Below are 26308 nucleotides of genomic sequence, written 5' to 3' on the forward strand. Positions count from 1 at the left end.
AATTAACTATCTAAAGAATGAGTAGGTTCAACATGTATTAATATGTGACCTAACTGCGGAATTTCTCTCCTTAGTGTATCTTTAAGTTGATGCGCAATATCGTGGCCCTGTTTAACAGTTATTGTTGCTTCAACTATAGCATGAAGGTCGACATGATAGATCATTCCCGCTTTCCTTATAAAACATTTTTCCGTGGCTTCAATCCCCTTTACAGTTAAGGCCACCTTTCTGATATCGTCAACCAGATCATCGTACATATGTTCATCCATTATTTCACCAAGAGCGGGTCTGAAAATCTTATAGCTATTGAACAAAATAAAACCCGCAGCAAACAAGGCGGCCCAATCATCGGCAGACTCATACCCTTTTCCGAAAATAAGAGCAATAGAAATACCTATCAACGCGGCTAAAGAGGTAACTGCGTCGCTGCGGTGGTGCCATGCATCTGCTCTTAAAGCTGAACTGTTTGTTTGTCTTGCTCTTTTCATAACAAGCTGAAACGACACTTCTTTCCAGATGATCAAAGGAATAAGAATTAACAAAGTAAATTTTCGAGGCAATGCATGCGGTTGATTAATATTCTGGATGCTTTCATAAGCAATTACTGTAGCAGAAGTAACAAGAAATGCTACCACCATAAAGGTAATTAACGGCTCCAATCGTCCATGGCCGTATGGATGGTTTTCATCGGCGGGTCTGTTGGTATATTTCAGGCCCAATAAAACTAATAATGAAGAAAGGATATCAGCAGTTGATTCAATAGCATCGGCGATTAAGGCATATGAATTTCCGAAATAACCTGCCAGCCATTTGATAATTGCAAGAAAGAAATTTCCAATAATACTAAAATAGGTTGCTTTTATAGCCGTTTTTTGATTTGCTTCGGTTATATCGTTCATTATTAATTAATGTGTGATTTGCATCTATTGATTGGTCAACCATTAATTAAGTTTAGCCTGTACCTATATTGTGGGTTGTTAAAGATGCTATGAAAAATATGTGCAAAAATAAAAGATTTGCCTTATGGTTTGCATTGTAGCCTTTAAACTTTTTTCACATCTTTAAAACCATCTATTACGCCTCTCTCCAACACTACATCCATTACCATTATTGAACTATAAAGTGAAAAGAATTTACTTAATCTGCCTTACTTGTTTATTGTCAATCGGTGCTTTTGCACAAACCACCAACAATATAGACACGTTGATTAATCAGGGAATCAAACTACATGATGCCGGCAATTACACCGAAGCCATAAATAAATATGAGGCGGCTCTGAAGATCAATAACAACTCAACATTGGCTAATTATGAAATGGCCTTTTCCTATTATCAGTTAAAAGATTATGAAAAGACCTTTGCTTATTGCAATAAAGTGTTTGCTTACCCAGAAGCAAATGAAATTATTGACGCCTACATCTTATCCGGCAATGCATTAGATATTACCGGTAAAGCAGAAAAAGCGGTTGAAACCTACAAAACTGCCATTAAAACGGTAAAGCCTACCTACCTGCTTTATTTTAACCTTGCCGTAACTTATTTTGGTATGGAGCAATATGATAATGCCGAAACTGAAATCATTAATGCGTTAAGGCTTAACAGTGAACATGCAGCCAGTCATTTAGTGTTAGCAAAAACGATGATTCAAAAAGGTAATCGTGTTAAAGCAGTTTTAGCCTTGTACAATTTCCTGCTGCTAGGGGCTTCGGGCGAACGAGGCACCGAGGCTTATAAAAAACTGGATGAGCTGCTCAAACAAGGAGTTACAAAATCTTCAGAAAAAACAATCAATATCACATTAGGTAATAGCAAGGATGAATTTTTAACGGCCGAATTCATGCTATCAATGATCCAAGCGACAAATACAAGCGAAGCTAACAAGTTAAAAACAGATGCGCAGTTATTCGCTGAAAACACCAAGTTAATTTTTAGCACGCTGGCCGAATTAAAGAAGGAGAGAAAAGGTTTTTGGTGGAACTTTTACGTTGACTTTTATGACCAATTGGTAAAAAGCAATAATGTGGAGGCTTTTGCCTATTACATTAGCCTGGCCAAAGACGATGCCAGCGTTAGGGAATGGATCAAGCGGAACGAAGAAAGCCTGAAAGCCATGGAGCAGTGGTACGAAAAAACGGAACGAAGGTTTTAAAAGAAGAATACAGCCGTGTGAATTAGATTAATCAAATGCCTAAAAACTATTAACTGTCAGTTCCGGAAGATTTCACCATTTGCTTATCTTTAAATCAAACATATAACCATTATGAATGAACTAAAGAAAGAAGATATTAAACAAGAAGTGTTTGACCTTTATGATGATTACGCTCATAATCGATTGAACCGAAGAGATTTTATTCATCAGCTTTCTGTCTACGCTGTTGGAGGTATTACCCTTGCCTCGTTGATGAGTTTCATTATGCCGGATTATATTAATGCCATACAGGTTAAAGATGATGATCCACGTTTAATAACTGAATTTATTACTTATCAATCGCCCAAAGGAGGAGGAGCGATTAAAGCGCAACTGGCAAAGCCTGCCGATACGAACAAGAAATTAGGAGGTATTATAGTAGTGCATGAAAACCGCGGATTGAACCCTCATATTGCGGATGTGGCCCGCAGAGCTGCACTTGCCGGATTTATATCAATTGCCCCCGATGCATTAACACCATTGGGAGGTTACCCGGGCACTGATGATCAGGGACGCGAGTTGCAAAGCAAGCGCGACCGCAATGAAATACTTGAAGATTTTATAGCAGCCTTTGATTATTTAAAAAACCATCCCGACTGCAATGGAAAAATTGGTGTTGTTGGTTTTTGTTTCGGTGGTTGGATAGCGAATATGATCGCTGTTCAAATTCCTGATCTGGCTGCGGCCGTTCCATTTTACGGTGGACAACCTCCTGTTGAGGATGTACCTAAAATAAAAGCACCACTTCAATTACATTATGCTTCTTTAGATACGCGTGTTAATGAGGGATGGCCGGCGTATGAAAAAGCTTTAAAAGAAAACCATAAGGATTATACCGTTTATATGTACGAAAATGCAAATCATGGTTTTCATAATGACACCACACCTCGTTACGATAAAACCGCAGCAGAACTGGCCTGGAAACGAACCATCGATTTTTTTAAGGAGAAATTAGCGTAAGAGATAAATAGTAAAGTCACCTCATCAAAGGTGACTTTACTGTTTTTAGCATTGCTTGCCTTTTATCTATTATAAGAAAACATACATCCCCTTTTTATCAATTTTAAAGGCTAAGGGTTTAGGGCTCTTATTAAATTTCTGATAACCGGTTTTCAAATTCATCCAAAAGGCTTTTAAACTACCCGAAGTCTTCTTTTCCTGAACTATCGTATTAAAATTCTTTTCCGTCATTTTAAATGGGAATAAATAAGCAGGGATCTTAACCTGTCCATTATTGGTTGCTTCAACAGCTAAAATATAGAGTTCATTTATTTTCTCATCAGTAAGCGGTATGCAACCAATGGTAACACATTTGCCATGTATAAACACATCACCACCCGGATAGAATTTATCTCCCAAAAGTTTATCGGATTGATTTGGATAGTTGATTCCCAGAGATAAGTGAAACAAACTGTTTGGATTGAAGCGATCGATGTAATAAAACCCTTCAGGAACCTGTCTATCTCCTTCCTTTCGTTTGGGACCTAAAACTCCGGATAAAGAACAGAAAGGGTATTCTTTTATCAGTTTATACGTTTGCTCACCTTTATTTCGGGCCCATACTTCAAGTAATTGCTCGTTTTTGTAGGCACACAAAAGTATTTCCATCTTTTGTCTTTCAATACCATAGATGTTAAGTAATAAAAACAATGATTGTGAATGATTAGCATAGGCCCCTTTTACCCGCTCATTGGCAAGTTGTTGCTGTTTAAAATTATCGGCAGGTAAATCGATCAAACCAATACCAATGCTAATTAAAAAGGCAAGACGTAGTAATATCATGTATTAATAGATGTATAAGATAGCTGCTAAAAAGATTTTAATTCAAATCGTGTCCGCCGGCTGATTTTTTAGGCATCACTGATTTAGAAGTAAAAATTAACACCTGAATGATCAGACCAATAAAAATAAGCACGCCCAGCTCAAGCTGGGTCAATAATGTTGATCGGGCTATAATCTTTTTTGATTGCTCATTTAATGCCTTTCCTTCGGCAATTTGTATTTCCGACAACTGATTAAGCTTTTGCGCGGCCGTGCTAAGTTTAAAATCCATTACAGTAATAAACTTAGGAACTGATCCTTGTTCAAACTCACTGTTTAAATACTGCTCTTCGAGCTTGCGCAGGTTAAGTACTGTTTTTTTAAACTCGTTGTAACAAATCGACTCCCGAACAGTTAGTTTGGTGGATTCGTACCTAAAAAATAAGGAATCAATAGTTGTATTATGCTTATTAAGTTTGTCTTTTAGCTGTTTTACATTTTTATCTGTCAGGTTTGATTTTTCAATGGCCTCCATCTTTTTGTGAAGGCTTTCGGCAAAATGAAAGATGTAACTCTCGGCCAACAGACGGTCTTCATAAACAGTAGAAAAAGAAGCGCCAAGGGCTACTACATTCTTACGGTCGTAAATGTTTTTAAAGAGAACGATCACAAAAACCAACACCAGTAAAACTGAAATCTTAGCTTTCTGTTGCAGGGTAAATGCCCATTTCATCATAAACTTCTTTTGTAATTATAAATTGGTTGATAGCTTAAAAAACGGAAAAGTACATATATTCTGATAATTTGCCACTTATCCTGCTTACATTTTTACCTACTGAAAAATAATACCGGTCAGTTTCGTTGGTTGAGAAATTCTTTATAATTCCATAAATTAATAGTTGAGTACATTTTATTCTGAATAAACAATTTGGGTATGAAATCTATTTCGCTTGCCCCTCCTTCCGGTAGCCAATATGAGCAAAAATTAAAATCTTTATTAGATAAGTCAGGAGTTAACATTAATGGAACGGCCAGTTTCGATGTTCAGGTGCATAACCCTGCTTTTTTCCACAAGGTTTTAGCCGAAGGTTCGGTTGGTTTAGGAGAGAGTTACATGAACGGTTGGTGGGACTGTAAGCAATTAGACGAATTATTTGCAAAACTTCTAGCTAGCGGGTTGGACAAGGCCGCCCGCCTGGATTGGGGCACGCAACTGATTGGGTTGGAAGCCAAGTTAACCAACCTTCAAAACATAAATTTTGCGGGCAAAAATGCTGCACACCATTATAACTTAGGCAATGAACTTTTTGCTAAAATGCTCGACAAAAGAATGACCTATACCTGTGGTTATTGGAAAAATGCCAAAACATTAGATGAAGCTCAGGAGGCCAAGCTTGATCTGACCTGTAAAAAACTCTACCTCGAACCGGGAATGCATATTTTAGACATTGGCTGTGGCTGGGGAAGCCTCTCAAAATTCATCGCTGAAAATTATGATGTAAAAGTTACCGCCATAAATGTTTCTGACGAGCAGCTGGCACTTGCCCGCGAACGATGTAAAGGATTACCCATTAATTTAATAAAGCAAGACTATAGAAATGTTGAGGGAGAGTATGACCGCATTGTATCATTGGGCATGTTTGAGCATGTAGGATTAAAAAATTACAGGACTTATTTTGAGGTTGTCCACAGGTGTTTAAAGAATGGTGGTCTTTCTTTATTGCATACTATTGGTGGTAATATATCCGACAAACATTCCGATCCCTGGATATCAAAATACATTTTCCCTAATTGCCTGATTCCAAGTTTGGCGCAAATTGCTAAAGCAACCGAGGAGTTTTTTGTAATTGAGGACTTACATAATTTTGGCCCTGATTATGACAAAACATTAATGGAATGGCACAAGAACTTTAACTTAAACTGGCAAGAGTTAAAATCAGCTTATGATGAAAAATTCTTTAGAATGTGGAACTATTACCTGCTGAGTTGTGCAGGCTCTTTCAGATCGCGACATACGCAGCTTTGGCAGTTGGTATTCTCAAAAAATTCAACAGTCATATACCAGGCTCTAAGATAATGGCTAAACATAAAAGGCGCTTCGTTTCTACGAAGCGCCTTTTACATAAGGTTTCAACTTTATATTATTGAATACCTAATTTCTTTTTAACCAAAGGTAAAATGTTATCACCTTCAGGGAACTGGATCAAAACACCTTTGCTTGAATCAAATACGTAAGCAATGTTATTTTCTTTTGCTACAGTTTTAATGGCCTCTTCAGCTTTTTTCAATACAGGAGCATATACTTCTTCTTGTTTTTTGCCGATATCTTGTTGAGCCTTTTGTTGGAACTCACCAATACGTTTTTCTAAATCCTGAATCTCTTTTACTTTGGTTTCTTTAACTGCGTCAGTCATGGTTTTTTCCTTTGCTTGAAAATCAGCAACCTTAGTCTGATATTCAGTACCCATAGTTTTCATTTGAGCATCTAAAGTACCTGCAAAGTCCTGAACAGTTTTATCAGCAACTTTAATATCAGGCATTGCAGCAATTAGCTCATTTACATTAATATGGCCAAATTTAACTTGTGCATTAGCGTTTCCCGCAAAAATCAACAGCACTACCGCCGCTACTAAAACTTTAATTGTCTTCATTTTAATCTTCAGTTTTCTTTAAATATTTCTCTTGGTTATTTACTCTTACTTTGCAAATTCACCTGGTTTTAACCCCAGTTTTGCCAGCACATCGTTACTCTTGTCATAACGCGGGCTCGAATATAGCATTCCATTTGACTTATCAAAAATAATTGCATACATACCGTCTTCAGCAATCTGCTCAATTACCTTGTAAACCTTATCCTGAATAGGCTTTACCAACGCCTTTTGCTTGGCAAAAAGCTCACCATCAGGTCCAAACTTTTGTTTCTGAAAATCTTTTGCTTCTTTTTCTTTCTTCACAATTTCCTCTTCACGTTTCTTACGCATTGCATCGGTTAAAAGCATTTGCTCTGATTGATAAGCCTTGTATAAAGCATCCACTTCATCAAATTTCTTATCGATCTCTTTTTGCCATTGTTCAGAAAGATCATTGACCTGTTTTTGAGCGGCGGCATACTCAGGCATGTGCTTTAACACATACTCTGTATCAACATAACCAATTTTTTGCGCCTTGGCTGCAAAAGCACCAAGACATAAAATGACAATCAGCGTTAAAACAATTCTTTTCATTTGAATGCGCTCTACAAATTAAAATCCTGAACCAAGTTGTTGTGCTATTGAGAAGTGGAACTGACCTTTATTTGGTTTTCCACCATTCGGAATTGGAGGTACCTGATCGAAACCATAACCATAATCAAGCCCTAACATACCAAATATTGGAAGGAAAATACGAACCCCTGCCCCAACAGAGCGTTTAACATTAAACGGCTGGAAAGTGCGGAAATTATCCCAAGTATTACCTGCTTCGGCAAAAGCCAACGCAAAAATGGTTGCCTGCTGATTTAGTGTAATCGGGTGACGAAGCTCAACAAGGTAACGGGCGTATATTGGACTTCCTGAATAATAGTTATTCGGCTTACCTTCAGGTGTAACCGAATTGTCGGCATAACCACGCAAAGGAATAATTTCAACACCCTGGATATAATCGTACCCTTGCAAACCACTACCACCTACTTTCCAACGGTCAAACTGGGTGGTTCCAATATCACTATTATAATAACCCAAAAATCCTAAGTGCATACCCATGTGGAATACCAATTTACTCGATGAAGTAGCCTTAGTATACCAACCAGCATCAAACTTCCAACGGTGAAACTCAGTAAACTTATACTTGGTTTGATCAGACATATTTGGATCTGAATAATCGCGGCCATTCATTAATGAATAAGGAGGCGTTAACTCAACACTCAACTGAATATTTGAACCCGAAGTAGGATAAATAGGAGCATCAATTGAGTTACGACCTAGAGTTTCTGTTAAACTGAATGTATAAGAAGTACCCGTTGGATACTGAAATCCCTGATAGTTTTGGTAGTCATATTTATTAAATGACAATGAGGTATTCAGTGTAAAGTAATCATCAGGCCATTTCAAGCGCTGACCCAGACCCAACGAAACTCCGGTTAACTGCAATCCCGAGTAATTTGGGTTTGAGCGGTTATAACCATATATATTTTGATTGGTGTGGGTAAAACTTACCGAAAAATAGCGAGGCTTATCTCCACCTAACCATGGTTCTGAAAACGAGAAACTGTATGCCTGGTAGTATTTACCGTTTGATTGAATACGTAATGAAAGTTTCTGGCCATCACCGGCAGGTAAAATACCTCCCCAATCATTGGTAAATAACTTACGTAACGAAAAGTTATTGAAGGTTAAACCTAGTGTACCGATGATACGACCACCTCCAAAACCTCCTGATAACTCTAATTGATCTGAAGGCTTCTCGGTAACATTGTATGCTAAATCAACAGTCCCGTCCTGTTGGTTTGGCTTAACATCAGGAGAAGTTTTTTGTTCATCAAAATAACCCAATTGGTTCAACTCACGGATAGTACGGATCAATAAGGATTTATTGAACTTGTCTCCCGGTTTGGTTCTTATCTCACGCAATACAACCTTGTCATTGGTACGGTCATTTCCATTTACCAAAACCTTATTAATAGTTGCCTGTTCACCTTCAAAAATCTGCATTTCAAGGTTAATCGTATCACCTTTAACGCTTGTTTGAACCGGGTTAACCTGGAAGAATAAATAACCATTGTTTAGATATAATGAAGAAACATCATCTTCTGAAGGGCTGTTACGCAAACGTTTCTCCATCTTTTCCTCATCGTAAACATCACCTTTTTTAATTGCTAAAATCTGGGTCAGTTGTTCCGATTTGTAAATGGCGTTTCCAACCCATTTAATATCTCCAAAATAGTATTTATGTCCTTCTGAAATTTTTATATTGATATCAACCGCCGACATGTCATGACGAAAAACCGTATCCATTACAATATCTGCATCACGATATCCGCGTTCGTTATATTTCTTAATAACTTCAGCTTTATCCTCGATGTATTTAGCTTCAAGGTATTTTTTAGAACCAAAGATCTTATAAGGCTTACGCTCCTTTGTGTTCTTCATCGCCTTTTTAAGTTTGGCATTTGTTAATGCCGTATTACCCTCAAAAGTGATCTTATTCACTTTAACCTTTGTATGCTTGTCAACAGTTAAAATTAATGATGTACGACCCGATAACGTATCTGGTCGCTGTGAAGCTAACACTTCTGTATTGTAGTAACCTTTTTCTACGAAATACTTTTTAACTACTAATGAAGTGGTTTGAATGAGGTTATCATTGACAACTTTACCAGTAATATCTTTTAGCTTTTTTTCATTCAAATCGTCGACCTCTGATTTTTTCAAACCTCGGAAAATCACATTTGATAATCGCGGACGCTCAAGCAAGTATAAGTCAAGAAAAATAGAATCCTGACGAATATCTGTTATGTTGATCTGTACATCATCAAACAGACCTTGTGCCCAAAGATCTTTTATTGAATTAGCAATTTTTTCGCCCGGAACCTTAATACGATCACCAACCTTTAATTTGGATATAGTAATAAGGACATCGTTGTCAAGCGATTGTGTACCGGTAACAGTAATTCCGCCTATAGTATATTCTTTAGGAGCATTAGGATCTACTTGGGGCCTTGCTTGCGGTTTATAAATAATTTGGGCTTGGGTTAAGTTAAACAGCAATAAAGTTAATAACGCTGTTAAAAGGGTCCTCTTCATTAAGTCAGTTGGAATCGATATATTATATAACTTGTTCACTTGTTTTGCCGAAACGACGTTCGCGATTTTGATAATTAAATATGGCTTCGTACAAATGTTCCCGCCTGAAATCAGGCCAGAAGGTATCTGTAAAGTATAATTCTGAATAAGCAATTTGCCATAATAAAAAGTTACTGATGCGGTGCTCTCCACTAGTACGTATCAATAACTCTGGATCAGGCATATCTGCTGTACAAAGCAATGACGAAACTAATTCTTCATTAACGTCTGCTGCCTCCAATTCATTGTTCTTGATCTTAGTTGCCAGTTTTTTTGCCATTTCTACTAACTCCCAACGCGAGCTGTAACTAAGTGCCAAGTTTAATGTTAAACGTTTATTATTGGCTGTTTTGTCTATGGCCTCCATCAATTCTTTATAACATCTTGATGGCAAGGATTTTAAATCTCCAATAGCATTTAATCGAACATCATTTTCCATCAACGTTTTCGTTTCACGGTTAATGGTAGATATCAATAACTCCATCAACGCGGTAACTTCCAAAGCAGGTCGTTTCCAATTTTCTGTTGAAAACGCATAGAGAGTAAGGTATTCAACACCCAATTCGGCTGCAGCTTCAACTGTATCTCTAACAGCTTTAACACCGTTTTGATGCCCGAAAACCCGCAATTTCCCTTTCTCTTTTGCCCAACGACCATTGCCATCCATAATAACGGCAATATGACGCGGTAAGCGATCTATATCGATCTTTTCCTTAAAACTCATTTTTTTTACGCTGCTATGCTAAAAACTTGGACAGTGCGAAGATACAAAACTAAAAGATATGCCAACAACGGCAAACATGTACATATCATTTTTGCGTAAATCACCACGTTGATTACCCGGTAAGTTAGCCGGATAACCGGCTTCCGGTGAACGGTCGGCGTATGTTTTTGTTAAAGTAGATGGCACTGAATTTAAATTAACATAATACCCGCTTACATCATCAATATAATCGGTAAATGTAAATCTGTACCCTAGTTCACTAAACAAATTCCATCGGTCATTCATTCGATATTTCAATCCAAAACCTAATGGAATTGCTATATCAGTTAATTTATAACGATCGGAATTTCCGGCCAAACCCTGTCCTTCTGTTCCCAAAGGTTGTAACCGTTGACCATTTTCCGCTTTCGGATCGAAGTTAAAAACCGATATTCCGGCAGATAAATATGGAGAAAAGCGTTCGTCTTCAATGAATGGATTCAAACTAAAAAAGTTGAATTCATACTGTATCGATAATTCATTAATTACAGATTGAAAACGAAGATTTCTAGACTCCTGATCAGGAATGCCTGATGTTGCATCATTGGCCTGAACCTTACCGTGCGTTAACGAAACCTTTAAAGCATTACGGGGATTAAAGTTGGTGCGAAAAACCAAACCAAACGCAGGATCAGTAAAACGTAAATAATTAAACTGGCTCAAATCGCCTTTATAACCGGAAGTACCAGCAAAAAGTCCCAATTCGTATTTCTGCGCACTGGCATTAAAAGCAATTATAATAACAAAAACCGTTAAGCCGGCAACTATTTTCTTAAACATCGAATGCTTAGTTGTCTGATTAATTTCTAGAATCCAGTCCCCACATTAACTTGTTCCTTAACGTGGTTAAATAACTTTCATTGTAGAGGCGTATCAGATTAATTGAAAAACTTTCCTTTTTGGCAGTAAGCACCACATTGGTATTTACCTTTTCTGTCCTGGAATCCATTGAGACCAAAAACTGAGTTGCCCGTGCTTCAATTTTAAAGGTTAACACACTACTGTCGGAAATAACAATAGGGCGAACACTTAAATTGTGCGGACATATGGGCGTAATTACAAAATTCCCTGATTGAGGAAATACAATTGGCCCGCCGCAACTTAATGAATAAGCTGTTGAACCCGTGGGCGTGGCGATAATAAGTCCATCGGCCCAGTATGAATTCAAAAACTCACCATTGATATACGTATGAATAATGATCATTGGGGAAGCATCTTGCTTATGAATAGTAATTTCATTCAAAGCATAGTTAACCTCACCAAACAAATCGGCATCTGAAGAATCGAGGCTAATCAGCACCCTTTTATCAAGGGTATATTCTTCCTTTACCAATGCATCGATCGCATTTCTAATTTCGGTTTTATTAATACTTGCCAAAAAGCCTAAACGACCCAAATTAATACCTAAAACCGGCAACCCAGAATCCCTTACCATCGACAAGGTATCGAGCAACGTTCCATCGCCTCCCAAACTAAGCATGCATTTCACATGACCGGTTAAATCGGAATGATCACTGAATGATTCGGCATTGGCTGTATTTATCTTCTTCGACTCAATGAATCTTTTAAAATCCTCGAAAATGAGAATTTCAACCCCATGACGAACCAGGTTGTCGATAATTTCCTGTACAAATGGCAATGAATTATTACTGAATTGTCGTCCGTAAAGGGCAATTTTCATTGATGATTAATTAACTGATACCTTATAAATAAAACGAATAGATTAATTTCAGGGTTGAAAGATATAAATTTTCTTTAACCTATCACCTACATATTTAGGTAATGCATAAATGAATCGAAGCGATCCATGGTATCATCAGAGTGGGAAACCTGAGAATAAGAGGCTTTAACATGGTAATTAAAGCGTTGAAATGAAGACAAAATTCCTGTAAGATCAGTTTTATTGACCTTTATGGTGAGTTCGAGTTTGGTAGAATCGCTGAATGTTTTTACATAAGAACTTAAAACTAATGCTCCGTCTGATTCAACTATTCTGGATACTTCGGCTAATGAAAAATCACGAACGCCCAGTTCAAGGATAACAATTCCTCCGGGACTTTCAACAGCTGTTAGAGTGGCAGCATATTCAGCCAAAGTTGTTAAGGTGATTACGCCTTTATATTGATTAGTATGATCGATCACTGGTACCAGACTAAGTTTTTGCTCATGTATTAACCGAACTACGTCATACATGTGTTGATCTTCGTTAACCGATTGGAAAGTAGTCGACAGGCTCGAACTGCCTATAGGCTCATTCAGATCTACAAGTTCAGCAATATCATGGTCGGAAATTAAGCCGAGAAATTCGCTTTCATTAACTATTGGTAAATGGCTCACACGAAATTCAGCCATCCGTTCTAAAGCTTTTTGAGCCGAATCAGAGGTCCGCAGAGGAGGAATGAAATCGCTGACAAAGTGTGCGGCTACCATATAATTGAGTTCTATACTATTAAAGTAGACAATATGCTTCAGAAATCAAACTTTCTTAAGTCACACTTTCGATGCTTTTCATATCGTAAGTGTATAACTGCTGAATTATCTGGTAAACAAAACCCAAGCCATTGTTGGCAGGTAACTATAATTTTATAGTCGCAGGCTTTTAAACTCTTCAGCAGATTTACTTGGTGGTTCCGTTGGGATATACCTTTTGAAGAAACTTATCAAGGTATTGATTAAATTCTCCAGGTTGTTCCATCATAGGCGCATGTCCACATTTATCGATCCAGTTTAATTCTGAATTAGGTAATAAACGATGAAACTCTTCTGCCACATCAGGTGGAGTAATTTTATCATTTTTGCCCCAAATCAATGAAACTGGAACATTAATTTTATTCAAATCTTTCTCCATATTATGACGGATGGCCGATTTAGCCATAGCCAGAATACGAATAACACGATTGCGATCATTCACCGTTGAGAAAACATCGTCAACCAGTTCTTTAGTAGCAATTGCCGGATCATAAAAGGTATAAGCTACCTTTTCTTTAATGTAATCATAACTTTCGCGTCGAGGGAACGAGGCGCCCATCGCATTTTCGTACAAACCCGAACTTCCTGTTAATACCAGGGAATGAATATGTTCAGGATGATTGATAACATAGATCAAGGCAACATGCCCACCAAGAGAGTTACCCATCAAAGTGAAATAATCCAGCTTCAAATGTTCTACGAACTTGTGCAAAAACTTTGAAAGTGTTTTAACCCCGGTGGTTAACAAAGGCATATCATAAAGTGGCAACACAGGAATAATTACTCTGTAATCTTTAGAAAAACGATCTACAACAGGCTCCCAGTTACTTAATGCACCCATAAGCCCATGCAATAAAATCAATACATCACCATTGCCTTCATCGATGTACTTAAAACCGTCTTCTTCTCTTAACTGATAACTCATAATTATTCTAAATCTCGGACCAAATATATAGTTAAAATTAAATATGGCCTTTCAAAAACAAAAAATTAACAAACGCAAAAAATGATTAGCAACTTTGGCAAAAGGTAATCAACTCTATTTAAAAAAGTTAGGCTAATAATTTTTTCACTACTGAAGAAACAATTTTCCCATCGGCTTTACCGGCCAGTTCTTTGGTCGATAAACCCATAACCTTACCCATATCTTTCATACCTGAAGCACCAGATTCAGCGATAATTTGCTTTACAATTGCTTCCACTTCTTCTTCCGACAATTGTTTCGGCAAATAGCCTTCAATAACATCCAGTTCTTCCTGTTCTATTTTCGCTAAGTCAGCGCGGTTTTGTGCCAAATAAATATCAACCGACTCTTTGCGTTGTTTGGCCTGCTTTTGCAGTACTTTCACTTCTGTATCTTCTGACAATACTTCAGCCGCCCCTTTTTCTGTTTTTGCTACCAGTAAAGCAGCTTTTATCGATCTCAAACCACGTAAAGTAGCCTCTTCTTTAGCCAGCATGGCCTTTTTTATATCCTGATCAATTTTCTCCAGTAATGACATTGTAATTGAATTATTTAATAGATGATGGTATGGTTATGAAAAGTGTTATGTACTAAGTTGTTAATTTATCTGCTTATAGCCAAAATATAGGCATATAATAGTTTAAATTAGGCTAACTGACCTTATTCCAATAAACAGCACTTGCCTGAGCAGTTGGCATAATGGTAAGATCATTGATATTAACATGAGGTGGCAATGAGGCAACATAATATATTGTATCGGCAATATCAGTAGCGGTTAAAGGCTCAAAACCCTTATATACATTTTTTGCCTTTTCAACATCTCCTTTAAAACGCACTATTGAAAACTCTGTTTCCACTGCGCCTGGATTTATGGCTGTTACTTTAATATTATGAGGTAAGAGGTCAATACGCATGGCTTTATTTAAGGAATCAACCGCATGCTTAGTAGCGCAATAAACGTTGCCATTTGCATAAGTTTCTTTTCCGGCAATTGAACCTAAATTGATAATATGTCCACTTTTGCGCTGCACCATTAAAGGACTTATTAAACGGGTTACATATAATAAACCTTTTACGTTAGTATCGATCATGGTTTCCCAATCTTCAAAACCACCTTGTTGTATAGGTTCCAAACCGATTGAAAGCCCCGCGTTATTCAATAAAACGTCTATCTGTTTCCAATCATCGTTTAACACTTCTACGGCGGCTTTAACCTCCTCCAGTTTTCGTACATCAAAAACCAATGGAAGTACATCAATCTTATAATCCACCTTTAACTGTTCAGCAAGCTTTTGCAAACGCTCTTCTCTTCTGCCTGTAATAATTAAATGATAACCATTTTTTGCGAAAATATTCGCAGAAGCCTCACCAATGCCAGATGTGGCGCCGGTAATCATTGCTATCTTTCTCATTATTTAGATTATTGTTTATTGATTTAACTTCAGTTGTGAAGGTAATAGGTTTGATTGTATTAAGTATTATTAGCTGTTTTATTCGAAATACATTGTAAAATGCAATGCTTCAGCAAATAATCCTGCTAAAGGATGAGTAATAATATTATCCTCCCCCGATTTCATTATATTATTCATGCTATGCGATAACTTAAGCTCGGGTGAAAACTTAAAATATTCCAGGTATATATCAGCGCCTAGTCCGGCCTCCAAAGCAAGAAAACTATTATTGATCTTCACCAGTTTACGGTCATCATCCGGATTATATGAAATGTCGTCGGCCTTTTTTTTCTTAGAACGGATATCAGTTACAAATTTTACACCGCCAACCACATACAGCCGAACATCATTCTGGCGCTCCGACTTAAACTTTAACAGTAAAGGAAGTTCTAGAAAGGTCGATTCCACAGTTTTTAACAGAATCTTATTATCAGAAGCTTTATTGTATTGATATTCCAGCTGTCGGTCGATAAATGAAAACTTAGGCGTAAATCGTAAATCGAAGTGGCGGTTCAATTTTAGGTTAGCTAATAAACCTAGACTAAAACCCATGCTTCCCATTGGTTTAATAGCCTGCAGCGTATCGGGACTAAAGGGATTAGATCCGGGTGTACTAAAATCACGCTGTTTCACTACTGTAAACGAACCTCTATCAATTCCAAGTAAGAAACCAAAATTTAGCCGTTCGTGATCTATGTCGCCCGCTGTATTCAAAAATTGCGCATTGGCAGAATATCCGAAGAATGCGAGAAATACGAACAGTAAAATGTGTTTCATGAAGTGTTGTTCCGTCTAATAAATCAATAGTTATCAGCTGCAATTTATTACTTTGGTTTAATTCCGGTATAAATCGAACTAATTCCTAACGATAATTTTTTGATTTTAGTTTCTACAAATCCGGCTCGCTTCAATATTTCAGTAAATTTATCGCCATCCGGAAACGCATTTACTGATTCAGGCAGATACGTATAAGCGCTGTTATCTTTTGAAAAAACTTTACCTATAAAGGGCAATAAGTTAAAGAAATAGAAATTATACAATTGTTTAAAAGGGAACATGGTAGGTTTTGAAAACTCCAGTACTACCGCTTTTCCTCCGGGTTTTAGCACACGCTGAATATTGCTCAAACCCTGCTCCAGATTTTCGAAATTACGTACCCCGAAGCTCACAATAACTGCGTCAAAAGTATTTTCTTCAAAAGGAAGATTCTCTGAATCACCAGGTTTAACCGAGAAAATCGCTTGCAGATTTCGCTCTACTATTTTCTTTTCAGCAAAAGCCAGCATTCCTTCAGAAATATCCACACCCACCACTTTTTCTGGTTTCAATGTTTCAATGGCTTGAAAAGCAAGGTCACCTGTGCCCGTTGCTACATCAAGTATATATTTAGGTTGAATGGACTTCAATTCAGCAATGGCTTTTTTTCGCCACCAAATGTCAATGCCCAGTGAGAGAAAATGGTTCAGGAAATCATATTTCCCCGCAATTTTATCAAACATTTGAGCAACCTGCTCTTTTTTTGTCGAATCGAGTTCTTTATAAGGTTTTACTACTTCTGCCATCTTGCGGCAAAGATAACTAATGATTTTAGATTAGGGATTTTAGATTGGATGATTTTGCATTTAAATGACTGTAGTATAACCTTTCTTTTCAACCTCCATTTACTCTTACATTCTGCTAAATGAAATTTTTTACCTTTGTGCATGATCATAAAATCAGCAGAGTTTGTTTGCAGCAACACTCAAATCAGTAAATTACCAGAGCCAACCCTTCCCGAATACGCCTTCATTGGCCGCTCTAACGTAGGCAAGTCGTCGTTAATCAATATGATAACTTCGGTAAAAGGCTTGGCCAAAACCTCACAAACGCCGGGAAAAACTCAACTTATAAATCATTTTATCATTAATAAAAATTGGTTTTTGGTTGACTTACCGGGATACGGTTTCGCACGTGTGTCGAAAAGCCTGGCTGAAAAATGGGAGAAATTCATCCGCCAATACCTTTCTAAAAGAGAGAACCTGCAATGTGTAATGGTATTGGTTGATTCGAGGTTGGAACCGCAGAAACTCGATTTACAATTTATAGATTCGCTGGGTGAAATGGGGTTGCCTTTTGTGGTGGTATTTACCAAGTCCGACAAGCAATCAAAAGGAAAAACTGCAACCAATGTTCAGTTGTTCAAAAATGAACTGCTAAAAAACTGGGAAGAATTGCCCGATATTTTCATTACTTCTTCTGAAGATAAAACCGGTCGCGATGAGCTGATTAGTTTTATTGATCAAATAAACCAGCAATTTGACCTGAACGATATTCAAAAACAAAACCAATAACCAAACCTTACAATGAAGAATTACCTTTCGTTGATAAAATTCAGTCATACAATTTTTGCTATGCCATTTGCCATTATCGGTTTCGTTTTGGCAATTTCAGTAACCAATAGTGCCTTCGACCTTAAGAAATTTGCTTTGATGCTTGCCTGTATGGTGTTTGCCCGTAGTGCAGCGATGGCATTTAATCGATATATTGATAGGGAATTTGACTCCAAGAATCCTCGAACCAAAGTGCGTGAAATTCCGGCCGGGGTTATTAGTCCGAAAAGTGCATTAGCTTTTACAATTATTAATTGTATTGCCTTTATTGTAACCACCTACTTTATTAATACCATTTGCTTCTTTTTATCGCCGGTTGCTTTAATTGTAGTTTTAGGGTATAGTTACACCAAACGATTTACTTCATTTTGCCATTTGGTTTTAGGTTTAGGATTATCATTAGCTCCCATTGGTGCCTATCTGGTTGTAACCGGAGCATTTGCCGTATTGCCTATTTTATTTTCATTAGCTGTTATTACTTGGGTAAGTGGTTTTGATATTATCTACGCCCTGCAGGACGAAGATTTTGACCGCTCTCAGCAACTGCATTCAATCCCGGAATGGTTGGGAACAAAAGGAGCGTTAAACTTTTCATCAGCCTTACATGTTCTTTCAGCATTATTTGTAATTACAGCTGGAGTGGTTGGCCACTTTGGAATATTTTATTGGATAGGTGTAATTGGCTACACTGGAATGCTTATTTATCAGCATTCAGTTGTAAAACCAACAGACTTGAGCCGTGTAAACCTTGCTTTTATGACTGCCAATGGTATTGCAAGTGTTGGTTTTGCCATCTTTTTCTTAGCAGATACTTATATAAAATTGTAAAAATTGATTGATGGTTGAATTGTTAACACCATTATCAAAAAACATTTAGCAATTTAACAACAAGAACAATCTCTAACCCATGTCAATGAAAAGAACCTTTCTTCCTCAAGCTTTCGAAATCACTTTTGAAAGCATAGAACCATTTTATAAACAACTTTTAGAACATCCTATTAACTCAGCTGTAGAACTTGAAAGATGGCTGCATAACCGTAGTGAGTTAGAAGCGACTTTGGAAGAAGATTTTGCATGGCGCTATATAAAAATGACATGCGACACAACGGATGAAAAACTGCTTGCCGATTTCCAGTATTTCGCTACTGAAATTGAACCCAAGATCGCACCATTAACTAACGAGCTGAATCAAAAGTTCATCGAAAGTCCTTTTGTAAACGAACTCGATCAAGAAAAGTATTTTATCCTGATAAGAGGTATAAAAAAACAGTTGGAACTGTTCAGGGAAGAAAACATTCCCTTATTAAGCCAGCTTCAGCTTGAACAACAAAAGTTTGGTGCTATTTCCGGAGCTATGAGTGTTATCATTAATGAACAAGAATATACACTTGAACAAGCCGCCAATTTCTTAAAAGATACTGACCGTAATGTTCGTCAACAGGCTTATGAAAAAATAAGTTTCCGCCGCTTACAGGATAAGGATCAACTGAATGAACTTTACTCAACACTTTTAGATCTTCGTCAGCAGGTGGCTGAAAATGCAGGTTTCCCTAATTTCAGGGATTATGCGTTCGCCTCTTTAGGTCGTTTTGATTACACCCCTGAGGATTGCTTTGCTTTTCACGAAGCCATTGAAAAAGAAGTGGTGCCTTTGTTAAAAATTCAGGCTGAAAAAAGAAAAGCTGCCCTTAATCTAAATGAGTTGAAACCTTGGGATACCGATGTTGATGTTACGGGAAAACCAATGTTAAAGCCATTTAACAATGGACAAGAGTTGGTAGACAAGTCTATTATATGTTTCGATAAACTTCATCCTTATTTAGGCGAATGTTTAAGCACCATGAAGAGTAAAGGCTTGTTTGATGTTGAGTCACGCAAAGGAAAAGCGCCGGGAGGTTATAATTATCCATTAGCTGAAACCGGAATGCCTTTCATCTTTATGAACTCAGCTAATTCGATGCGGGATTTAAGCACAATGGTTCACGAAGGGGGGCATGCAGTGCATACTTTTATTTCTTCGGACTTAGAACTTAACGACTTTAAGCACTTAACTTCTGAAATTGCCGAACTGGCCTCCATGTCAATGGAATTGATATCAATGGATCACTGGGATGAGTTTTTTGACAATGAAGAAGATCTGATAAGGGCTAAAAAAGACCAATTGAAAGATGTGTTAAAAACATTGCCTTGGGTGGCAGTGATTGATGCTTTTCAACATTGGATCTATACACATCCTAAACATACCCTTGATGAACGTAAGGAGGCTTGGTTAAGCATTTACGATCGTTTTGGTGGTGGCTTTGTTGACTGGACCAGTTATGAAGATACAAAAGCGAACTTATGGCAAAAACAACTGCATTTGTTCGAAGTTCCGTTTTATTATATCGAATACGCAATTGCCCAGTTAGGCGCTGTTGCAGTGTGGAGAAACTATAAAATTAATCCTGAAAAAGGCTTGGATGACTATTTAAATGCTTTAAAACTAGGATACACCAAAACCATTGGAGAGATCTACAAAACTGCCGGCATTGAATTCAATTTCTCAAAAGAATACGTTCACGAGCTTATGCAATTTGTAAAAGCTGAACTTGAAAAGTTGGGCTAACAATTGTTTAACGTAATTAGAAAAACGGAATGGGTTAAACCTGTTCCGTTTTTTTGTTTCTACTTTACAATGTTATCTACTGTTTCAATAATTACATCCCCTAACAAATTCATTTATAAGCAATCAGCTCAATGGCATTTTACGCCTAACCTTATTTTTACAATAATTTTATTTTCAAAGTAGAAAATTATGGTTTACCAAATTAGTTCAACTCCACTTTTTGTTTTTTGAATACCACAAAACTCCATGTTAAAGAGGCTGAGATCATCCCAACTAAGCTCCCAACATAGATATCTAAAGGAAAATGCTGCCCTAAATAAATTCTCGAATAAGCTATTAATACAGCCATAATAAAAAACCAAGGACTTAGTCGCTTATCATTAAAAGTAAACGCCAAAACAGCGGCCATTGCAAAAGCTGCCGTTGAATGCCCTGAAGGGAAACTGTGATTTGGCAGCAAAACCACTCCTTCAATAGTTCTAATCATTGATTCATTCTTAAAGTATACCCACGGACGTGGGGCATCAACCCAAATCTTTAACGAATGTGTAATTATTGTTGAAGAAATCATGGCAATTGTTGCCTTTATACCCTCTCTCCAATTTCTAAATAACAATAAAATCAATATAATCGTAACTCCGATAGTACTAACCAGTTCGGTAATTAATCTAAAAAAGAGATCGGCAAAGCCTCCTAAATTTTTATGCAATAAGATGAAGAGGAGATCACTGCCACAAACAATTATTAAAAGGCCGACAACTATTACCCAAATAGAAAATAGCAGAAAATACGTTTTGTGTTGATTATAAAGTTTAAACATGAATAACGTTATTGTTTTAAAAGTAAATTATCCAAAGCTACTCCTTCTCTTAAATAATTATGAATATGAGGCAATAATGGCCACAATAGCCATTATACGCAATTTAATTAACTGAATGTTCAATAAACTTTTTATCTTTCAATCTTTAATTCAGCCAATCAATATAATAACTATGTGGAAAGATCTCTTTAGAAAGAAATCAGTTGATGTCATTTTAAAAGAAGCCGAAATGGGACTTAGTGATGACACGCATGGAGACCATTCCTTGCACCGCACTTTAACGGTGAGAGATTTAACTTCATTCGGCATTGCGGCCATTGTAGGTGCCGGTATATTCAGCACCATCGGAAAAGCATCATTTGACGGAGGACCTGCCGTAATCTTTCTTTTTATTTTTACCGCTATCGCCTGCGGTTTTGCAGCTTTTGCCTATGCCGAATTTGCCTCAATGGTACCGGTTTCGGGTAGTGCTTACACTTATTCCTATGTTGCTTTTGGCGAATTAATGGCCTGGATTATTGGCTGGGCCCTTATTATGGAATATGCCATTGGTAATATTACCGTTGCCATTTCATGGTCTGATTATTTCACCGGTTTTCTGCAACACATAAAAATTAAAGCATTAAATATTGATGGCATTCATATTCCAGACTGGATGTCGACCGATTATTTGACCATTTCGCAAGGTTACAAAAGCGCTGCGGCTTTACTTCAAAGTGGAAAATCATTTGATAACCTCGACCCACAGCTTCAAATGGCCTATAACGCCTGGAATGCAGCGCCTCAAATTGGAGGTCTTCATTTAATTCTTGATGTACCTGCACTGATCATTATCATCCTGATCACATGGCTGGTATACCGTGGAATGAAAGAATCAAGAAATGCAGGAAATGCCATGGTGGTTGTTAAACTGGCCATTATTCTTTTGGTATTAGCGGTAGGTATTTTTTATATCGATACAAATAACTGGAATCCTTTTGCGCCCAATGGAGTTTCAGGCGTCTTAAAAGGAGTTTCTGCCGTGTTTTTTGCATATATCGGTTTTGATGCAATTTCAACAACCGCCGAAGAATGTAAAAATCCACAAAGGGACTTGCCGAGAGGCATGATGTGGGCTATTATTATTTGTACTGTTTTATACATTGCCATAGCATTGGTATTAACCGGAATGGTGACCTACAAATCATTAAATGTTGGCGATCCCCTGGCCTTTGTTTTCGGCAAACTCGATTTGCAATGGTTATCAGTAGTTATCGCAATTAGTGCTGTTGTAGCCATGGCAAGTGTTTTATTGGTTTTCCAAATGGGCCAACCCCGCATTTGGATGAGTATGAGCCGCGATGGATTGATGCCTAAAAAGTTCTCCAATATTCACCCTAAATATAAAACACCAAGTTTTGCAACAATTGTTACCGGTTTTGTGGTAGCTGTACCTGCCCTATTCATGAACCTTACCATTGTAACTGACTTATGTAGCATTGGTACATTGTTCGCTTTTGTTTTGGTGTGCGCTGGAGTTTTAAAACTTCAGAATACGCCAAATGCCCCTCAAGGTAAATTCAAAACACCTTATATCAACTCACGATATATAATGCCGGTGATTTTGATTGGAGCACTTTCTTTTGCGTTTACAATGAGAAAGGCCGAAACTATGTCGTTTTTAACAAATGAACCGCAACTGAACACTCCAACAACCTTTGTCACTTCATTAAATACCGAAGAGTTGACGACAGTTAAAGAACTTGCAGCTTCAAAAGGCCATACAAGCGATGATACCGAGGCTTTTTTAAGCAGTTTGAGTAGTACTGATTATAAAGCTTTTGTTGACGAAGTAAAGGTGCCTTATGAACAGAAGTACGAGAGTGGATGGTCATTATTTAAGCATAAAATTCCTTTTTGGATTTTCTTACTGATCACTGTTTATCTTGTTTATCTGTGTGTCCAAAAAGCACTTTCCTTAATACCTGTACTCGGTTTTCTGAGCTGCCTTTACATGATGAGTGAGTTGGGTCTTACTAATTGGGTTGGTTTCGGAATTTGGCTATTGATAGGTTTGGTTATTTATTTCACCTACGGAAGAAAGAATAGCCGATTGGCAAGAGAATCTTCCTCGGAAGTTTCAATGAGCTAGAATTAACGACTTTTTGATAATAAAAGAGCTCGGCTGTATAACAGTCGAGCTCTTTTGCTATCAGAAAATGTATATTAACTATTAAATAGTTTGATGATGGGTAGCTTGAAAATGAAGATCTACACCGTTACCGCTATCATAATTCACCCTTTTTATTTCAACATTTTCGGTTGTAGCAAGAACTAGAGGAACTTTTTCTACGGTCACAGAACTCATATCAAGTCCAAAACCTTTTTCTTCCGACAAGCTTAACTTTTTAAGGATAAAATAATAATACATAGTAATACGCTCTACAAATGGCAATGCGCGTGGATCAGAAAGAATCTTTTCCAAAACCACGAATCTAAAGTCACCAACCAAATTATGCTTACGTAGCGACCTGTATTGGCTGGTAATGTTTACCTCCTTACGTTTAACCATATCTTCAACAACCTTACGGAAAAGAATGTTAATACGTTGTCCTTCGCGGAAACCTAAACGGAAGTCGATACGATAAAGCACTCCCGGCACCATTTCCATTACCCTATACTCCTTTTTATAAGGTTCATCCAGCACATCAACGTGAACCAACCAATAAACATCGGCACGTTTTGGTTGTTTCTGAAGAATTGAATAAATGATCTTCGATTCAATCTCTGAATCAAAATTAGCACTGGTCAGGTAAACCAATTGAGAAGAGTACTTACTCACTGATTCATCTTTACTCAAGTCCTCTATAATTTCAAAGTAATCTTCAATTTCAACAAACTTAACATAGCGATTTTTGATTTTGCGGGCTTTAAACCAGGTCCACATCACTGAGAAAATCAAGCTTCCCAAGATAACCGTAAAATAACCGCCTTCCATAAACTTAGAAGCGTTACCCACTAAAAATGCCCCTTCCACAACTATATACATGCCCACAAACAGAACTACTATTGGCAGTGCAACTTTCTTTTTAAGCAAGAATACACACATTAAAATGGTAGTCATTAACATGGCAATTGTAATTGATAACCCGTAAGCAGCTTCCATCTTTCCTGATTCTTCGAAATGAAGTACTACGAAACAACATCCTGCCCATAACAACCAGTTAACGCTTGGCACGTATAATTGTCCTTTAGATTCTGAAGGATAATTAATACGAACCTTTGGCCATAAATTCATTCTTACAGCCTCACTAATTAACGTAAATGAACCACTGATTAAGGCTTGACTGGCTACTATAGCAGCAGCAGTGGCAAGGGCTATTCCAAACAACCTGAATTGATCAGGCATCATTCCATAGAAGGGATTTTCATCAACGATTTTACCCAAATTCGTTTTTAGCAACCACGCACCTTGACCCAAATAATTAAGGATCAACATAACTTTAACATAACTCCAGCTTACCCTGATATTATGCTTACCACAGTGACCCAAATCAGAATAAAGGGCTTCGGCCCCCGTAGTACAAAGAAATACTGCTCCCAGAATTAAAAAGCCTTGCGCATTGCCATTGATCGAATACTCAAACAATATTTTATAAGCCCAGTATGGATTCAATGCTTTCAAAACCATTGGGTTATGCACTAGCTGCATCACACCCAAAACACCCAGCGTAGAGAACCACACAAACATTATTGGGCCAAAAGCCTTTCCTACGATGTTTGTTCCAAACTGCTGAATGAAAAACAAAATGGTAATAATGATCAGCACCACGGGTATAACAGGCACATGTTCTAAACCGTTCACCAGCTTTAATCCTTCAATTGCCGAAGTAACAGTAATTGGCGGCGTAATGATCCCATCTGCCAATAAGGCACAACCTCCGATCATTGCCGGAATGACCAACCATCTGGCTTTCCGTCGAACTAATGAGAAAAGAGAGAAAATACCACCCTCACCTTTGTTATCCGCTTGCAGCGTAACAATTACATATTTTAATGTCGTTTGAAGCGTTAAAGTCCAGAAAACACAGGAAATACCACCTAAAACCAAGGCTTCCTCAACAGGTCTTCCGGAAATAATAGCTTTAAAAACATAGAGAGGCGATGTACCTATATCGCCATAAATGATACCAAGGCTGATTAACAAACCAGCGGCACTCAATCGGTTAAGTTTATGACTGCTCAATTTTGAATAAGAAAGATATGTGTGCAAATATACTTTTTGACACTAAATCGGACAATTTAATCACCGACCATTTTTTGGATTAAAAATTGTATCAATTATTTTATAAAAATAGATTAAACGTTATCAACTTTTAGAAGTTTAATTATTAAATTTATTACAATCTACATGCTCTCTGAATTCATTATAATCCTATATTTGTAGCGAATGCGATGAAATATATTTACAAGAAACATACTATTCTACTAATGCTGGCCCTTTCGGCCTCTATAGCTGCTATTGCTGGTGGCGTTAACGGCATTAGACTAGGAAACGGAGGTGTAGAAACTCTTTCTGATTCCCTAAGTTCTTTCAGTAAATCCGTTATTTCGGAGAAAAAAGGAAACTTTGTTTTAAAGAACACTGTTAACACTTCATTCACGATTTCGAAGCTTTTATATAATGCGAAAACAATTTTGAACCCGGTGACAACTATCCCTGGTCGTTCAATTATGTTTGCCAGTACACAAGATGACACCAAAAACATTAGTGATGTAAAAGTTTATCCTAATCCGGTAAATGATGAGTTTACGGTTAGTTACAACCTTAAGAAAGACAATACGGTAACCATAAAACTGATGGACTTGTTGGGCAATGAGATTTCAACCCTTGTTTCACAGCAACAAACCTCAGCAGGAACCCAGGAGATAAAATTCAATGTTAGAAACTCACTTCAAAAAGGATTTTATTTTGTACGGGTAACGGTTGGCAATGAGTCTGTTTCTAAACGAATCTCGATTTTATAATTGATCTTGAACACTAAGAAATAATTGAAACCTTGCCTTCCGGCGAGGTTTTTTTGTTTAGTAAAGTCGGCCACTCTTCCAAATTATTTTAGA

At 37.4% G+C, this 26308-nt stretch carries 25 protein-coding genes; 8 read left to right on the top strand and 17 right to left on the bottom strand.

Translation table 11 applies throughout. The annotated features are described in order from the left end of the window. Positions 1 to 2 precede the first annotated feature (2 nt). The gene (locus C3K47_RS02635; protein ID WP_103787543.1) at positions 3 to 899 is read right to left on the bottom strand and encodes a cation diffusion facilitator family transporter; all 897 of its coding nucleotides are present in this window, start codon (positions 897 to 899) and stop codon (positions 3 to 5) included. A 223-nt stretch (positions 900 to 1122) separates the two neighbouring features. Between C3K47_RS02635 and C3K47_RS02640 the strand changes: the two genes are divergently transcribed. Together C3K47_RS02640 and C3K47_RS02645 are read left to right on the top strand one after the other, a co-directional pair. Further along, positions 1123 to 2148, top strand: coding sequence for a tetratricopeptide repeat protein (locus C3K47_RS02640; RefSeq protein WP_165784617.1), 1026 nt, complete (start codon positions 1123 to 1125; stop codon positions 2146 to 2148). Between the two features lie 111 nt (positions 2149 to 2259). Next, on the top strand, positions 2260 to 3147 hold the full coding sequence (locus C3K47_RS02645) for a dienelactone hydrolase family protein (RefSeq protein WP_103787545.1): 888 nt from the start codon (positions 2260 to 2262) through the stop codon (positions 3145 to 3147). A 69-nt stretch (positions 3148 to 3216) separates the two neighbouring features. Here the strand turns inward: C3K47_RS02645 and C3K47_RS02650 are convergent, their stop codons facing one another. Both C3K47_RS02650 and C3K47_RS02655 read right to left on the bottom strand, forming a co-directional pair. Then, positions 3217 to 3969 carry a L,D-transpeptidase family protein gene (locus C3K47_RS02650; RefSeq protein WP_103787546.1) on the bottom strand — a complete coding sequence of 251 codons (753 nt, stop codon included), beginning with the start codon at positions 3967 to 3969 and terminating at the stop codon, positions 3217 to 3219. Between the two features lie 37 nt (positions 3970 to 4006). Further along, the gene (locus C3K47_RS02655; protein ID WP_103787547.1) at positions 4007 to 4684 is read right to left on the bottom strand and encodes an MCP four helix bundle domain-containing protein; all 678 of its coding nucleotides are present in this window, start codon (positions 4682 to 4684) and stop codon (positions 4007 to 4009) included. A gap of 198 nt (positions 4685 to 4882) precedes the next feature. Between C3K47_RS02655 and cfa the strand changes: the two genes are divergently transcribed. Next, positions 4883 to 6025 (top strand): cyclopropane fatty acyl phospholipid synthase, encoded by a 1143-nt coding sequence (gene cfa, locus C3K47_RS02660; protein ID WP_103787548.1) that lies wholly within the window; start codon positions 4883 to 4885, stop codon positions 6023 to 6025. A 64-nt stretch (positions 6026 to 6089) separates the two neighbouring features. Here cfa and C3K47_RS02665 read toward each other — a convergent pair whose 3' ends face one another. The 12 genes from C3K47_RS02665 to ubiE form a co-directional block, all read right to left on the bottom strand. Continuing rightward, positions 6090 to 6599, bottom strand: coding sequence for an OmpH family outer membrane protein (locus C3K47_RS02665; protein ID WP_103787549.1), 510 nt, complete (start codon positions 6597 to 6599; stop codon positions 6090 to 6092). A 45-nt stretch (positions 6600 to 6644) separates the two neighbouring features. Next, positions 6645 to 7172 (bottom strand): OmpH family outer membrane protein, encoded by a 528-nt coding sequence (locus C3K47_RS02670; RefSeq protein WP_103787550.1) that lies wholly within the window; start codon positions 7170 to 7172, stop codon positions 6645 to 6647. A gap of 18 nt (positions 7173 to 7190) precedes the next feature. Continuing rightward, positions 7191 to 9728, bottom strand: a complete 2538-nt coding sequence (bamA, locus tag C3K47_RS02675) for an outer membrane protein assembly factor BamA (RefSeq protein ID WP_103787887.1) — start codon at positions 9726 to 9728, stop codon at positions 7191 to 7193. Between the two features lie 22 nt (positions 9729 to 9750). Continuing rightward, positions 9751 to 10491, bottom strand: a complete 741-nt coding sequence (locus tag C3K47_RS02680; protein WP_103787551.1) for an isoprenyl transferase — start codon at positions 10489 to 10491, stop codon at positions 9751 to 9753. An 18-nt stretch (positions 10492 to 10509) separates the two neighbouring features. Further along, entirely contained in the window at positions 10510 to 11310 is an 801-nt protein-coding gene (porG, locus tag C3K47_RS02685) for a type IX secretion system protein PorG (RefSeq protein ID WP_103787552.1), read from the bottom strand. 19 nt (positions 11311 to 11329) lie between these two features. Then, on the bottom strand, positions 11330 to 12211 hold the full coding sequence (locus C3K47_RS02690) for an NAD kinase (protein ID WP_103787553.1): 882 nt from the start codon (positions 12209 to 12211) through the stop codon (positions 11330 to 11332). 86 nt (positions 12212 to 12297) lie between these two features. Continuing rightward, positions 12298 to 12960 (bottom strand): CBS domain-containing protein, encoded by a 663-nt coding sequence (locus tag C3K47_RS02695; protein WP_103787554.1) that lies wholly within the window; start codon positions 12958 to 12960, stop codon positions 12298 to 12300. Between the two features lie 187 nt (positions 12961 to 13147). Continuing rightward, complete coding sequence (locus tag C3K47_RS02700; RefSeq protein WP_103787555.1) at positions 13148 to 13924, bottom strand: alpha/beta fold hydrolase; 777 nt, start codon at positions 13922 to 13924, stop codon at positions 13148 to 13150. 127 nt (positions 13925 to 14051) lie between these two features. After that, the gene (locus C3K47_RS02705; protein ID WP_103787556.1) at positions 14052 to 14501 is read right to left on the bottom strand and encodes a GatB/YqeY domain-containing protein; all 450 of its coding nucleotides are present in this window, start codon (positions 14499 to 14501) and stop codon (positions 14052 to 14054) included. A gap of 112 nt (positions 14502 to 14613) precedes the next feature. Next, positions 14614 to 15375, bottom strand: coding sequence for an SDR family oxidoreductase (locus C3K47_RS02710; protein ID WP_103787557.1), 762 nt, complete (start codon positions 15373 to 15375; stop codon positions 14614 to 14616). Between the two features lie 78 nt (positions 15376 to 15453). Next, a complete protein-coding gene (porT, locus tag C3K47_RS02715; protein ID WP_103787558.1) occupies positions 15454 to 16191 on the bottom strand; it encodes a type IX secretion/gliding motility protein PorT/SprT in 738 nt (245 codons plus the stop codon). A gap of 47 nt (positions 16192 to 16238) precedes the next feature. Continuing rightward, positions 16239 to 16976 carry a bifunctional demethylmenaquinone methyltransferase/2-methoxy-6-polyprenyl-1,4-benzoquinol methylase UbiE gene (gene ubiE, locus C3K47_RS02720; RefSeq protein ID WP_103787559.1) on the bottom strand — a complete coding sequence of 246 codons (738 nt, stop codon included), beginning with the start codon at positions 16974 to 16976 and terminating at the stop codon, positions 16239 to 16241. 141 nt (positions 16977 to 17117) lie between these two features. On the opposite strand from ubiE, the gene yihA reads away from it, so the two are divergent. The 3 genes from yihA to C3K47_RS02735 all read left to right on the top strand — a co-directional run bounded on the left by yihA (position 17118) and on the right by C3K47_RS02735 (position 20388). After that, positions 17118 to 17744, top strand: coding sequence for a ribosome biogenesis GTP-binding protein YihA/YsxC (gene yihA, locus C3K47_RS02725; RefSeq protein WP_103787560.1), 627 nt, complete (start codon positions 17118 to 17120; stop codon positions 17742 to 17744). Positions 17745 to 17756: 12 nt separating this feature from the next. After that, the gene (locus tag C3K47_RS02730) at positions 17757 to 18611 is read left to right on the top strand and encodes a UbiA-like polyprenyltransferase (protein WP_103787561.1); all 855 of its coding nucleotides are present in this window, start codon (positions 17757 to 17759) and stop codon (positions 18609 to 18611) included. A gap of 85 nt (positions 18612 to 18696) precedes the next feature. Continuing rightward, positions 18697 to 20388 carry a M3 family oligoendopeptidase gene (locus C3K47_RS02735; protein WP_394341676.1) on the top strand — a complete coding sequence of 564 codons (1692 nt, stop codon included), beginning with the start codon at positions 18697 to 18699 and terminating at the stop codon, positions 20386 to 20388. 202 nt (positions 20389 to 20590) lie between these two features. Here the strand turns inward: C3K47_RS02735 and C3K47_RS02740 are convergent, their stop codons facing one another. Then, positions 20591 to 21208: a phosphatase PAP2 family protein gene (locus tag C3K47_RS02740; protein WP_103787563.1), complete on the bottom strand. Its 618-nt coding sequence runs from the start codon at positions 21206 to 21208 to the stop codon at positions 20591 to 20593. Between the two features lie 172 nt (positions 21209 to 21380). On the opposite strand from C3K47_RS02740, the gene C3K47_RS02745 reads away from it, so the two are divergent. Further along, positions 21381 to 23339, top strand: a complete 1959-nt coding sequence (locus tag C3K47_RS02745) for an amino acid permease (RefSeq protein ID WP_103787888.1) — start codon at positions 21381 to 21383, stop codon at positions 23337 to 23339. A gap of 81 nt (positions 23340 to 23420) precedes the next feature. On the opposite strand, the gene C3K47_RS02750 is transcribed toward C3K47_RS02745, so the two are convergent. Next, positions 23421 to 25433, bottom strand: a complete 2013-nt coding sequence (locus tag C3K47_RS02750; protein WP_103787564.1) for a KUP/HAK/KT family potassium transporter — start codon at positions 25431 to 25433, stop codon at positions 23421 to 23423. Positions 25434 to 25642: 209 nt separating this feature from the next. On the opposite strand from C3K47_RS02750, the gene C3K47_RS02755 reads away from it, so the two are divergent. Next, positions 25643 to 26215, top strand: a complete 573-nt coding sequence (locus tag C3K47_RS02755; RefSeq protein ID WP_103787565.1) for a T9SS type A sorting domain-containing protein — start codon at positions 25643 to 25645, stop codon at positions 26213 to 26215. The last annotated feature ends 93 nt before the right edge of the window (positions 26216 to 26308 follow it).

This window comes from Solitalea longa, from assembly GCF_002920915.1.
GTDB classification, from domain to species: Bacteria; Bacteroidota; Bacteroidia; order Sphingobacteriales; family Sphingobacteriaceae; genus Solitalea; species Solitalea longa.

Excerpts from the sequence above, each read along its gene's own strand:
- C3K47_RS02635 (WP_103787543.1), bottom strand. The coding sequence starts at position 899 with ATGAACGATATAACCGAAGCAAATCAAAAAACGGCTATAAAAGCAACC.
- C3K47_RS02645 (WP_103787545.1), top strand. The coding sequence starts at position 2,260 with ATGAATGAACTAAAGAAAGAAGATATTAAACAAGAAGTGTTTGACCTT.
- C3K47_RS02650 (WP_103787546.1), bottom strand. The coding sequence starts at position 3,969 with ATGATATTACTACGTCTTGCCTTTTTAATTAGCATTGGTATTGGTTTG.
- C3K47_RS02655 (WP_103787547.1), bottom strand. The coding sequence starts at position 4,684 with ATGATGAAATGGGCATTTACCCTGCAACAGAAAGCTAAGATTTCAGTT.
- cfa (WP_103787548.1), top strand. The coding sequence starts at position 4,883 with ATGAAATCTATTTCGCTTGCCCCTCCTTCCGGTAGCCAATATGAGCAA.
- C3K47_RS02665 (WP_103787549.1), bottom strand. The coding sequence starts at position 6,599 with ATGAAGACAATTAAAGTTTTAGTAGCGGCGGTAGTGCTGTTGATTTTT.
- C3K47_RS02670 (WP_103787550.1), bottom strand. The coding sequence starts at position 7,172 with ATGAAAAGAATTGTTTTAACGCTGATTGTCATTTTATGTCTTGGTGCT.
- bamA (WP_103787887.1), bottom strand. The coding sequence starts at position 9,728 with ATGAAGAGGACCCTTTTAACAGCGTTATTAACTTTATTGCTGTTTAAC.
- C3K47_RS02680 (WP_103787551.1), bottom strand. The coding sequence starts at position 10,491 with ATGAGTTTTAAGGAAAAGATCGATATAGATCGCTTACCGCGTCATATT.
- porG (WP_103787552.1), bottom strand. The coding sequence starts at position 11,310 with ATGTTTAAGAAAATAGTTGCCGGCTTAACGGTTTTTGTTATTATAATT.
- C3K47_RS02690 (WP_103787553.1), bottom strand. The coding sequence starts at position 12,211 with ATGAAAATTGCCCTTTACGGACGACAATTCAGTAATAATTCATTGCCA.
- C3K47_RS02695 (WP_103787554.1), bottom strand. The coding sequence starts at position 12,960 with ATGGTAGCCGCACACTTTGTCAGCGATTTCATTCCTCCTCTGCGGACC.
- C3K47_RS02700 (WP_103787555.1), bottom strand. The coding sequence starts at position 13,924 with ATGAGTTATCAGTTAAGAGAAGAAGACGGTTTTAAGTACATCGATGAA.
- C3K47_RS02705 (WP_103787556.1), bottom strand. The coding sequence starts at position 14,501 with ATGTCATTACTGGAGAAAATTGATCAGGATATAAAAAAGGCCATGCTG.
- C3K47_RS02710 (WP_103787557.1), bottom strand. The coding sequence starts at position 15,375 with ATGAGAAAGATAGCAATGATTACCGGCGCCACATCTGGCATTGGTGAG.
- porT (WP_103787558.1), bottom strand. The coding sequence starts at position 16,191 with ATGAAACACATTTTACTGTTCGTATTTCTCGCATTCTTCGGATATTCT.
- ubiE (WP_103787559.1), bottom strand. The coding sequence starts at position 16,976 with ATGGCAGAAGTAGTAAAACCTTATAAAGAACTCGATTCGACAAAAAAA.
- yihA (WP_103787560.1), top strand. The coding sequence starts at position 17,118 with ATGATCATAAAATCAGCAGAGTTTGTTTGCAGCAACACTCAAATCAGT.
- C3K47_RS02730 (WP_103787561.1), top strand. The coding sequence starts at position 17,757 with ATGAAGAATTACCTTTCGTTGATAAAATTCAGTCATACAATTTTTGCT.
- C3K47_RS02735 (WP_394341676.1), top strand. The coding sequence starts at position 18,697 with ATGAAAAGAACCTTTCTTCCTCAAGCTTTCGAAATCACTTTTGAAAGC.
- C3K47_RS02740 (WP_103787563.1), bottom strand. The coding sequence starts at position 21,208 with ATGTTTAAACTTTATAATCAACACAAAACGTATTTTCTGCTATTTTCT.
- C3K47_RS02745 (WP_103787888.1), top strand. The coding sequence starts at position 21,381 with ATGTGGAAAGATCTCTTTAGAAAGAAATCAGTTGATGTCATTTTAAAA.
- C3K47_RS02755 (WP_103787565.1), top strand. The coding sequence starts at position 25,643 with ATGAAATATATTTACAAGAAACATACTATTCTACTAATGCTGGCCCTT.